The sequence below is a fragment of the Mesorhizobium sp. WSM4850 genome, from assembly GCF_055811735.1.
Window position 1 is genome coordinate 619,684 of the sequence record NZ_JBVVPV010000001.1, and the last position, 11,691, is coordinate 631,374.

The window sequence follows — 11,691 nt, forward strand, 5'->3', positions numbered from 1 at the left end:
TCGCAGTTTTGATGCCGGAACCGTCTGACCGTGCCGGCGCTCTCAGTCGTCATAATCAGCCGCAATGAGGAAGCGTGCATTGCACGTTGCCTTCGCTCGGTACATTTTGCCGACGAAATCGTCGTCCTCGACAATAACAGCACCGATCAGACCAGGGACATCGCTAGCGGGCTCGGGGCCAAGGTGCTGATCACCTTGGATTGGCCGGGTTTCGGCGCGCAAAAAAACCGCGCCCTCGCCGCGGCGACAGGCGATTGGGTCCTTTCGCTTGATGCCGACGAATGGGTCGAGCCGCCGCTGGCAGCGGAAATCAGGGCCGCAATCGCCAGCCCGAAAGGCTGTGACGGCTTCGAAATACCAAGACGATCGCGTTTTTGTGGGCGTATTGTCCGCCATGGCGGCTGGTCGCCCGATCTGGTGCTCAGGCTTTTCCGTCGCCAGTCCGGCCGCTTCAGCAACGACACCGTGCATGAGAAGGTGGTGGTGAATGGCAAGGTCTCGCGATTGTCCCACCCCCTGGAGCATGACTCCATCGCCGACCTGGCGGACGCGCATGACAAGATAGGCAGATACGCGCAAGCGTCCGCCGCGCGGATGCTTGCCGAGGGGAAAAAAAGCTCGATCAGCAAGGCGGTTTTGCGCTCGGTCTGGGCTTATATGAACAGCTATGTCTTCAGGCTGGGGTTTCTGGACGGTTCGACCGGTGCGATGGTCGCCGCTTATTCGGCCGGCTACACCTATCAGAAATGGGCGCTTGTCGCGTTGGGTGGCAAGTCGAGGTGCGCCGAGGAAAGCCGGGCCGGGGTGAACGGCAAATCCGCGGGCTTTAGAAATCGCCCCGGCTAATTTCCGCGCCATTGTTGCCGAGTTGTTGCCAGACAGTTAGTGTGTGCCCGTTTTGAAATTGGAGCCAAGGTACTGAATATGACTGATGCGTTTAGGGTATTCGTTGGATGGGACAGCCGTGAGCCGATCGCCTACGACGTGGCGCGGCACTCTTTGCTCAAAAACGCTTCGGTGCCTGTCTCCGTCATTCCAATCAAGCAGGACGAGCTGCGTGCCCGTGAACTGTATTGGAGGGAGAAAGATCCGCTCGCGTCAACAGAGTTCACTTATACGCGGTTTCTCACGCCTTTTCTCGCCGACTATACGGGCTGGGCTTTGTTCTGCGATTGCGACTTCCTGTGGCTCGGTGACGTCGCAGGTTTGCTGGAATACACGAAGTCGAACAAGGCGGTCTATTGTGTCCAGCACGACTACACGCCGAAGGCCACCACCAAGATGGATGGCGTTGTCCAGACATCCTACCCTCGAAAAAACTGGTCCTCGCTGATGCTGTTCAATTGCGCGCATCCTGCGGTTAAATCGCTTACGCCGGAGGTCGTGAACCGCGAAAGTGGCGCCTACCTCCACCGAATGCAGTGGGTCGCCGATGAGGATTTGGGCTCGCTGCCGGTAGAGTGGAACTGGCTTGAAGGTTGGAACGAAAAGCCGGCGCATGGCACACCCAAGGCGGTCCACTATACAAGTGGCGGTCCGTGGTTTGCCGAGTGGCAGAATGTCGACTATGCGGATCTGTGGATAGCCGAACGCGACGAATTCCTGAGCAGTGCCGATCAAGCAGAGGCTGCTCTTTCGCGCTCGGCGACCCGGTAGCCAGTCAAAAAACCCAGTGCTGGCGGGCCCTCTACACCTGCCCGTCCAGCCATTCCCGCAAATCGCGGTCCTGCTTGTTTTCGGCAATGGGCAGCGAGGGCCGCCTCCAGACATACCAGATGGCGGCAAGCACGCCGGCAGCCCACGTGCCGGCGAAAACATTCGCAATGAGGTCGATTGGAACCTCCCAAGCCGGCTAGAACATTAGCACGGCATCATTTAGGAGGGCGACACCAATTAGGAGTAGAGCGGGTGGAGCCGTAGGAACCTCACCGCCATCCACCGTCTCAACCAGTTATCCCTTGCGAGGTCGCGGCAAGACGGCGATGAGCAACAGCCATGCGGTCACCTTGGAAGACGGCGCGTAGCATTCTTCGTCAATGGCAACGATCGGACGCAACGCTGCTCAACATGTCAAGGCGCCGAGCAATCCAGGCGTAGCAGTTCGGTGGATCTGCCCACGAAACGGGTCATATCCGACGGTTAATCAATTCGGCTATGTCCGAATGTAGCAGCAGGCGTACTGACCGTTTCACGATAGTATTCGGCCTTGGCCTCTGGCAAGGTTCGGAAACATTATATGGAACGCAATGTCCACTACCACGTCATGGACTTCTTGCGCATTTTTGCAGCGCTCTTGGTGCTGCTGAACCATTTCGCGACATTCGCCTGGAGCAGTGCGTCAGTCACCGAGGGAAGCGATGTCGCCTTCGGTTTTCTGTCGGCGTTTGCCGGTTTGGGTGCTGTAGGGGTCGAAGTTTTTTTCGTAATTTCCGGGTTCGTCATTGCCATGAGCGCTGCAGGCGAAGGGGGCGCGTCGCAAGCGCTGCGCTTCGCGCGCATGCGCGCTACGCGTATTTTGCCCGCCCTGTGGCTGTCCGCGCTCGTCAGCTTGGCCGCACGAGCTCTCTATGGCGAGGATTTTTCCCATCTTCTGATGGATTTTTTCAGATCGGTAACCTTGTCTCCCAAGGGCCCTTATATCGACGGGGTCGTATGGTCGCTCGTCGTCGAGGCCGTATTCTACCTCCTGGTAGCCGCGTCAATTTTGTCGAGGTTTCGCTTATCACTCTATGATCTGGCCAAAATAATAGGGTTTTCGAGCTCGGTATACCTTCTCATTCTGTCCGGGTTGCACTTGCTGCCGCCGTCCACGCGGCCGGAAGAAGCGATATCAGTGCTTTCGCGGTTCCCCTTCAAACTGCTTCTGCTGCAGCACGGCGTTTTCTTCGCGACCGGCATGATCATCTTTCTTGTCAGGAACGGCGGCGACGGCCGTAGCGAAATGGGACATGCGGGGAAGACGATATTGATATTGTTTTTTGGCTGTATGGGCACTGCTGAAATTTTTATGTCGGTTGAACGCGGTTATGCATATAAAACCGCCGCCGTGATTGTGTGGTTGATGTGCATGTATGCAATGGCAGCAGGAATAAGGTATAATGAATTCATTAAATACAATATTTCAGGCTACCGGAATGTTGTGAGATACATTGGGGGAATTAGCTATCCAGTATATCTGAATCATTACTCGGTTGGAATGGTTGTGGTCTGGTGGTTGTTTTCATTAGGTTTTTCGACGCCCCTTGCCTTTGTACTGTCTATGCTATGCGTTTTGGGTTTGAGCATGGCAGTCATGTCCCTGGAAAAGCGGATTCAAAACGCCATCAGGCGAGAGTTTCCTAGACCCGACGCCAAGCGAGATCAAATGGCAGTTTAGCGCGTCTCCGAGAGGAGGGCAGGAAATCCCACGGTTTTTGCGTGGTGAGCAGGGGATCCGGGCGACTACATCGATAATCACGGGCCGAGCAAGGCGACATTTTCGGCGTGACCTGAGTTATCGGTCCGCCAGGGCGGACCAATCCGGCCGCAAGCCGCAACCGGAGCCACCGCGACTTGGCGGGAGCACCAACCCTATGGAGCGCAACAGGGCGGTTGAGGCGGCCGCTCGCCCTGAAGCGCGTCGCCCTCTTCAGGGTGCGTGGCGAGCGTCTCTTCGCACGTGCGAGGCAATCGGGGCTTCAGAGCTAACGCGAATGGAGTACTCGCGCCTGTGTCGCGGCTGAACCCGGAGACAGTTTGGCTCGAAAGAGGGACGGTCAATCGACGCGTTCCGGTCCTGAAACTGCAGCGTTACTCATCGAGCCGAAGTGGCCGAATCTGTGAATGAACGCTCTCGTCCGTTCAAACCTTGTCACCGCACTGAGGAATTCTCGTACCGGGCCGAGCGCGACCTGCCGGCTTTGTGAGGCATCTGGCCTGCAGCGGTTGCACTTGAGTGACCCGGTGCTGCTCGATCTGGCGGAACCCTAGGTGCTGTCTGGGAGTGAAATCAGAAGGTTGCATGGATGGGGTAGCGGCACGTTCCGCCCGATGTTGAACGACCGCCGGTTCGCCCGCGACAACTTAAGCGCGACCGCAAGTCAGCAGCAATGCCTGGCCTTGCTGTCGGTAGGCTAGCCAGTCACGCCGAAAGCCGTAAGCATCCGGAAGGGTGGCGTGGTCGAAAGTTGCACGGTGTCCATCAATCGCTTCCGACCGCCGGAGACCTCACCATTCGAATGGATGGTGCAGAACGTCGGTCGAGCTTTATGATGAATTCGGGTCCTACTGCGCTCGATCAGGTGTGATCCTTGCTTTTTTGTGAGAGTGCAGTGCAATATCACCCAATGGTTGTAGCCCGTGCAGGGTACTCAACACGTCAAAGCTGGAGTACGTTTTTGCTTAGGGAGGGTATCAGGGGAGGATTGGCGGGGTTCGAATGACGTATGCTACAAGCCTTTCATTGAGTGAGAATGAAAACCGTCCGACGTCAGTCGCAGTCAAAAGCGACGATAAGGCGTATATCAAGGCGCTAGGCTTCATGCCGAAGCGATATGCGGCGCAGACCGCTATCGTCAATCAGGGGGAGGACGGCGATCGCGTCTATATAATCGAGTCTGGCTGGGGTTGCATTTCTCATGACCTTGCCGGGGGACAGCGACAGATTTTGGACTTTGCCCTGAAGGGCGACATTGTCCTGCCACAGACGTATACGGGCGCTGCTCTCCAGACATTTGTGGCTCAAACCGACCTTGCGGTGCTGGAAGCCTCGGCCAAGACGCTTGCTCTTGGAGCAGCGAAGTCGCCCCACATAGCCTCGCTTTTTCTTGAAACGCTGGCGCGCCAGCGAGCGCTTGTTGCCCAACACCTCACCAATATAGGCCGACGCAGCGCCTTGGCGCGTACAGCGCACTTGCTGCTCGAGCTGAGAGCGCGCTTGGAGCGCGTCGGCGCTGCCAGCCGCACTGGCTTTGCATGCCCTCTCACCCAGTATGACCTCGCGGACGCGCTCGGCCTGACGCCGGTCCATGTCAATCGAATGCTGCGGGAATTACGGGAACGCGGGTTTCTGGAGTTCCGCCAAGGTCACGTCCGCGTGCTGGATCGGCTGGGCGTAACGAAGTTTGCCGAGTTCGATGACAGGTATATCGATGGTTGACACTTACTTTGGCGCACGATGCAAAGGCGGTGCGACGCGCCTGAAGCCGCGCTGCCATCGGCGACGCCCGCTGTCTTTAGCGACGGTCCGCCGCGCCTGGCAAACAACGCGATGTCGGTGAGTTCTCTGGCTACCATCCCTCCTAGACCAAATTGCTAGGGCCAAGTGAAGGGATAGAAAATTTTTTACCTTTCATTAACCTAAATTAGTGAAGGCACATCTTTTCGGCGATAAACATTATGGACGGGGTAGTGCTGTCCAAGGTGGGGCTTGGGAAATCCCGAGGTTATAGTGAAGGCGACGCGAACAGATCATCGTTTGCGGGAAATAGTATTTGCCTGCAGTACATATCGTACTGGTCTCGAAACGTTGGGTAGAGTTTGGGGAGTAAGTTCATGGTTCCGACAATTCAACTGGATAGCAAATCACCCGGTGCACTTGAATTCGTATCGCGCAAGGCTGGGAATGGAATACATCTTCATAGACATGGCTTGACCGAATCTTGCCTGGCTCTGCTAGACGAGCGAGTGCTTGACCGACAATGTCTTGCGCAATGCCTGACCGCCTATGGCATCGGGAAGGAAATCCTGTCGTTCGGCTCGATCGAAGAGTGGCGGCATCAAGAGAATGCACTGTCGATATCGGCTATTCTGCTGAACGTGGGCAGCCGAAAGGTGACAGATGCAAGGACCGGCAGCGAAATCGCCGATCTCGTGAATGAGGCCCACCCGGTTCCAGTGTTGATTTTGGCCGATACCGACGATCTGGAGCAGATTCTGAAGGCGTTGAATTATGGCGCAAAAGCCTACATCCCTTCATCGATCCGTTTCGAGATCTGTGTTGAAGCCGTAAATCTTGTCCTTGCCGGCGGCACATTTGTGCCGGCAAGCAGCGTGCTTGCCCAGCACAAGGCAATCGACACAACCGCCGATATGACAAGGCCCATGGCGAGTGTGTTCACGGAGCGGCAAGAAGAGGTCGTCCAGGCTCTCAGGCGTGGCAAGGCGAACAAGATAATCGCTCATGAGCTCAACCTTCGCGAGAGCACGGTTAAGGTCCATATCCGCAACATCATGAAGAAGCTGAAGGCGACGAACAGGACGGAGGTCGTCTACAAGCTCAATGAGATGTTTCCTGGCGCCCACCTGTTGGGCCGATCGAGCTAAACGGTTGTCATCATAACAGTGGCGCGGCTGCATGCTCGTAGCGGGACCCATCGGTGGCGATGCTGCTCGAGCGTTGCAGTTCGCCGCTCTTTTTGTTGCAGATATGGATTGAAGCCATGCTAGACCGGCCGTCGGCGGCAATTGCTCACAAGCCATGGCTTGGGGCGGACGCACCGCAGGACTTTATCAGCCTCGCTGACGTTGTCTCGTTTGCTCGGCAGTATCTTTTCTCGATTCTTGCGTTCGTCGTCGCCGGAATCGTTTGCGCCACGTTCTACTTTGCTACCTCAGATCCTATTTATTCGGCGCGCACCCAGATCCTGATCGAACCGAAGATACCCAGAAACCTTCAGCAGCAACCGGCCGAAGTGAACCTGTCGCTCGACACCGCTCAGGTCGAGAGCCAACTTGCAGTTCTGCGCTCCCAGAAGATCGCGATGATGGTGATCGATGATCTTGGACTCCTAGACAATCCAACCTTCAGGGATCTGGACGGTCCGACCATCGGCGAGAGGTTTCGCAGAGCCTGGATGGGCATCGTCGATGCCGGCGGATTCCATGCCGGCAATGCTGCGCTGACGGATTTCTTCCATAGCGTGCTGCCCTGGCCGGATCGTTTGGAGGTGAACGGGCCGCAGCTGGAATCCGAGCGTCGGCGTCGCGCGGTGGAGATATTCAGCGATGGTCTGGATGTCCAGCGTGTCGGTGTCTCCTATGCAATGGACATTACATTCCAGTCTCACGATCCGGCATTGGCGGCACGCGTCGCAAACGCCACAGCAGAAGCGTTCGTGCGCGAGCAAGTTCAAACGACAACAGCAACGGCTAGCGAAGGCATCGCATGGCTGGAAAGGCGGATGCGGGAGGTCGGTGATCAGATGAACAGGGCGACCCGGGTCGCCCAGGAGTTTCGCGCAAAACACGACTACAGCATCGGTCAGGACGAGACGCCCGTCGCCGGACAGGACCTCGTACACAGCGAAGGAAAGCCAACACACCAGATTACGCTAGAGCAATTGGAGGTTACCGCCGACACCTATCGAAAGATGTATGAAAGTCTGCTCGCGGCATATACAAACTCGGTCGACCAACAGCCTTATCTGATCGCCGATGCTCGCGTGATCACGTCCGCGACGAGCCCCAAGAAGGCAAGTCGGCCGCGCAGGACGCTGATCCTCGCCTTTGGCGCACTTGCCGGGATGGTAGCTGGCATCGGGTTCGCCGTGGCGCGACGCGGGCTCGATCGGAACGTGAGGACCCCGCGTCAGATCCGTCGCGAACTGGGCCTGGCCTGTATTGGAGAATTGCCGCCGGTCAGCTTCAGGCGGGGTGGTTTTGGCCGGCTTGACGAGGTACTCAGGAACCCGGACTCTTCATTCAGCGGCAGCCTCAGGAGCGTCAAGGCGATCATGGGCCTGGCCGGGGCCAACGCTTCAACGGGGCGTCGCATCGGAATTACATCCGTGTCCCCCGGCGACGGCAAGAGCACCGTTGTAAGCAATCTGGCGGCGCTGTGTGGGGGGTCGGGCACGGCGACCCTCGTGATCAACGCCGACGATAAGTCGGCACTGGCCAACGAGCGTCTCTTTTCCTCCGATTTCACCGTGGTCGATCGGGATTCCGGCAACCCTAAAGACATCAGCAATCAAATCCAATTCATTGAAAAGACATCGTTTTATTATTTGAAGAACGATGCGTCGAATTGGGCGAATTTGCTGATTCCCGATAATATGGAGAAATTGCTGAACGAAGTTGGCAGTTACAGTATTGTCATTGTTGAACTGCCACCGTTCAGTTCCGGTGCCGAAGGGCTTGCTCTCTGCCCGCTTCTTGATGGCGTGATTGTGGTGGCGCAGTGGGGCGTGACGTCGCTTGATCAGCTGGAAGACCTGACGCAGACACTCAAAAACACCAATTCCTCCGTCCTTGGCGTGTTGATGACACGTGTTCGTACTGTTTCGGCCCGGCGTTACCGGAAGCGCGCAGGTCAAGCGCCGCGCTGACATCCTGGCCTCCTCTCGGCAGCACGTCGCGCGCAAAAAGCATGCCCTCGGCCTTGAACCCGGCTTGAACCGAGGGTGCGCAGCGGTTTTGCGATAACGACATGCATCAAAAACAAGAACTTAAAGTTCGTCGCATGAATCCGTTCAAATGCGACGCGCTTTAGAGTCCGCGGCAAGTCTCGACACCGCCCCGTCAATCCGACACTTGCCCGTCAAAGGGAATCCGCGCCCCTTCGGGGCGTCGCGAGTCGAAAAATCGATTCCGATATCGTGCCAGGCATTGAACGGAGCAGCCATTCGTCCATACCCGGCCTAGCAACTAAGGGGTAGGCCACGCTGCCAAACCCCCCCGTTCTACCACCTTTTCCTTGCTTGCCGGAGATCATCCGTCGTCGACAAGATGCAGGCTATAAGTATGAAAATCGAGCGCAAGCGGAAGATGTCCAACGTAATCGAAAGCAACCTGCGGCAGTGCGAAGACCTGGCTGTTGAAGGCTGGACTCTACCGGTCGGAGCCGGGCCCCCCGCGACATCGCTTCTTCGGCGCGACAGCGACGCGGCCGCACGATCGATCACGCCAGACCTTTCGTCGCCTCAACTCAACGCAAGCCATGACCATGGCGCCGTTCCGTTTGAGCCGGATATGCGCACGGCAAGCATTGACGACGATGTGCGGACCGAAAGCCGACAGCCTCTCGGCGGTTGGGCCAAGAGGCTGCTGGATCTGATGGTAGCCTCGACAGCGCTCATTCTGGCCGGTCCGATCTTGGTTCTTATCCCACTTCTGATCAAGGCCACCACAGGCGGTCCGGTGCTGTTCGTTCACCACCGTATTGGATTCAACGGAAAGGTCTTCGACTGCTACAAGTTCCGCACCATGGTACCGAATGCCGAGGAGGTGCTCCAACGGCATCTGAGCTGCAATCCACAAGCCGCCCAGGAATGGGCAGCCAATCAGAAACTGAAGTGCGATCCGCGTATCCTGTTTTTCGGAAGGATGCTTCGCAAATCGAGCCTGGACGAGCTGCCGCAGTTGTTCAACATCTTGCGGGGCGACATGAGTTGCGTCGGCCCGCGTCCTGTCGTTGCCGACGAATTGCAACGCTATGGCGCCGCATCGCATGAATATTTGAAGACGCGGCCAGGACTGACCGGCCTCTGGCAGATAAACGGGAGAAACACAACTGAGTATTCGCACCGCGTATTGCTGGACACGCAGTACGTTCGGACATGGTCTCTACGCCTCGATCTTTCGATCCTGATGCGGACGATACCGGCCATGATGAAGTTCGATCAGACCTCCTGACCTTGGCGATGTCAGGGGCGCGGCAGAAACGGCCTCAAGCGATTTTCGCCGACAAGGGATTGTCGCCCACTCTATTGTCCCCTTGGGCGATGCCGCAGCACGGCAATTGCAAGGCCGACCAGGTAGGCAATTTGGGTGACGACAACAAGATAAAACGTCGAGCGGATGGTGTTTGGAACAGACAGGTGAAGAAGACTGCCTACAGCGACGCTGCCGACGATCACCACCAAGGTCGTCACTATCAGCGCCGGCGCGCGCAACGTAAGCCCTATTGTCAGGGCAAAACCGGCAACGCCGATAATGGCGAGCAACACGGCGACCTCCTCCCTGGGTCAATCTACGCTGCGAGAACCAACCTTATCCTAAGCAAATCAGAGTCGCTGGTTTTTGTGAAGCCAAGCATTCAGCTCAGCGGTTCCGGCGGGGCCGTCAGGGTCTGGATCATTGATGGTCGGAGTGTGAAATGCAGGTTTCCCTCGTTGGGGCACTGATTTGCATGGGACTGCTGGCCCTCGTCGTTTATATGCGCTGGTCGCTGATCACTGCACTGATTGCCTCGCTGGCCTTTGGTGCGACGGCAATCGGGACAATAACCTCGCTTGGCGGTTCATCGCCGCTTATCTTTACCGTCTTTGATATGCTCGTGATAGTAGCCGCGCTGGCTCGACGGGGAATCTGGAGAGAAATAGGCGCGGTCTTCGTTCGTATAGGTGCCGCATGGATCGTCTGCGCGCTGATGATCTATGTCTGCATCGGAGCGCTGTTATTTCCGAGGCTCTTTGCAGGGCAGACAAGCGCCTTCGTCGCTTCCCGCACCGGCAGGGGCGTCTACGAAGCGGCCTTGGCGCCGGTATCGGCCAATATCTCTCAGGCGGGATACTTTATTCTGGGAGGGCTGACGTTCCTGGCGGCCTGTCTGCTGCTTCGGCGCAGCGGCACGTTAGCGGATATCAGGCGGGGCTTCTTCCTGTGGTTCAGCTTGCACGTGCTGATGGGCGCCCTGGATTTGCTGGGCAAGGTGCTCGGTGCCGGCGACGTCCTTGCCCCGATCCGTACGGCCAACTACGCCATGCTGACGCAGGTCACGGAAGCTGGGTTCTGGCGGATCGCGGGGGCGTTTTCAGAGGCATCGTCGTTCGGTGGGGCATCGCTGGCAGGGCTGGCGTTCACCTACACCTATTGGCGCAAGACCGGATCCAAATTCGCATTGGGGTTAGGAGCGGCCCTGTTTGTTCTCCTGCTGCTGTCGACATCGTCGACCGCCTACGTTGGTCTTGCAATCGTAAGCGTGCCCGTTGTCTTTTCCATCGTGAAGTCGCTCGCTTCAGGTCGGCTGAGGTTGGGGGAGGCACTGCTTATCGCGTTGCTACCGCCCTTGCTCCTCTCCGCGATGGCCGCCAGTCTGTTCTATCCACATTTCTTCGATCCGGTCTTGCAGCTTGTCGACAACACGGTAATCAACAAAGTCACATCAGCCTCCGGCCAAGAGCGCAGCTACTGGAACTACAAAAGCCTGCAGTCTTTCTTCGATACAGGTGGACTGGGGGTCGGGTTGGGAAGCTCGCGCGCCTCGAGTTGGCCGATCGCGGTGCTTTCCCAGTTGGGGCTGTTCGGCACCGCGATGATGACAGTTCTGTTGGCAATGCTGGTGCGGGGGGTGCGGGGTGGCCGCGGTCGCATCGATCCCGAGGTCGACGCGATCGCGTCGAGTGTCCGCGCTTGCGCCTTATCGGCGCTCGTGGCTGGATCCCTGGCAAGCGGCGGCGCCGACCCGGGTATCGTTTTCTTGATTCCTCTCGCCGTCGTTCTTGTCAGCCGGTTCTTGCCTGTTGAAGACGACAGTGTTGCTGAGGCTCCTGTAAGGACCCTCCGGCATTCGCGCGATTCCAGCGAACAGGTGATTAAATCGCAGGTCGGCACTGTTCCCGGCCGCGCCTAAAGCGATCTAGGCTCGTCGACCGTGAACTATCCGCAAGCCATTGATCTGGCATGTTGATTGAGGCGGATAGCGGCTTTGGAATTGCAGGATTGGCGGTTTATGAGCGCTGTTTTCCTGCAATTCGGTTTTGCGATTCCCTT

Annotated in this window: 9 protein-coding genes; 8 read left to right on the plus strand and 1 reads right to left on the minus strand. The window is 57.4% G+C overall.

The genetic code is table 11. The features are described 5' to 3' along the window. Window positions 1–30 precede the first annotated feature (30 nt). From AC0L2Z_RS02915 to AC0L2Z_RS02945, 7 genes are all read left to right on the plus strand, one after another. A complete protein-coding gene (locus AC0L2Z_RS02915; protein ID WP_473626597.1) occupies window positions 31–846 on the plus strand; it encodes a glycosyltransferase family 2 protein in 816 nt (271 codons plus the stop codon). Window positions 847–924: 78 nt separating this feature from the next. Continuing rightward, a complete protein-coding gene (locus AC0L2Z_RS02920; RefSeq protein ID WP_473626598.1) occupies window positions 925–1,656 on the plus strand; it encodes a glycosyltransferase in 732 nt (243 codons plus the stop codon). A 580-nt stretch (window positions 1,657–2,236) separates the two neighbouring features. Further along, on the plus strand, window positions 2,237–3,376 hold the full coding sequence (locus tag AC0L2Z_RS02925; protein ID WP_473626599.1) for an acyltransferase family protein: 1,140 nt from the start codon (window positions 2,237–2,239) through the stop codon (window positions 3,374–3,376). Between the two features lie 1,041 nt (window positions 3,377–4,417). Beyond that, window positions 4,418–5,137 (plus strand): Crp/Fnr family transcriptional regulator, encoded by a 720-nt coding sequence (locus AC0L2Z_RS02930; protein WP_473626601.1) that lies wholly within the window; start codon window positions 4,418–4,420, stop codon window positions 5,135–5,137. A gap of 395 nt (window positions 5,138–5,532) precedes the next feature. Further along, complete coding sequence (locus AC0L2Z_RS02935; protein ID WP_287050089.1) at window positions 5,533–6,303, plus strand: response regulator transcription factor; 771 nt, start codon at window positions 5,533–5,535, stop codon at window positions 6,301–6,303. A 59-nt stretch (window positions 6,304–6,362) separates the two neighbouring features. Further along, window positions 6,363–8,306: a GNVR domain-containing protein gene (locus tag AC0L2Z_RS02940; RefSeq protein WP_473626637.1), complete on the plus strand. Its 1,944-nt coding sequence runs from the start codon at window positions 6,363–6,365 to the stop codon at window positions 8,304–8,306. A 415-nt stretch (window positions 8,307–8,721) separates the two neighbouring features. Next, window positions 8,722–9,612, plus strand: coding sequence for a sugar transferase (locus AC0L2Z_RS02945; protein WP_473626602.1), 891 nt, complete (start codon window positions 8,722–8,724; stop codon window positions 9,610–9,612). Between the two features lie 71 nt (window positions 9,613–9,683). Here the strand turns inward: AC0L2Z_RS02945 and AC0L2Z_RS02950 are convergent, their stop codons facing one another. Next, window positions 9,684–9,926 carry a hypothetical protein gene (locus AC0L2Z_RS02950; RefSeq protein WP_473626603.1) on the minus strand — a complete coding sequence of 81 codons (243 nt, stop codon included), beginning with the start codon at window positions 9,924–9,926 and terminating at the stop codon, window positions 9,684–9,686. A 149-nt stretch (window positions 9,927–10,075) separates the two neighbouring features. On the opposite strand from AC0L2Z_RS02950, the gene AC0L2Z_RS02955 reads away from it, so the two are divergent. Beyond that, entirely contained in the window at window positions 10,076–11,551 is a 1,476-nt protein-coding gene (locus tag AC0L2Z_RS02955; protein ID WP_287050093.1) for a hypothetical protein, read from the plus strand. The last annotated feature ends 140 nt before the right edge of the window (window positions 11,552–11,691 follow it).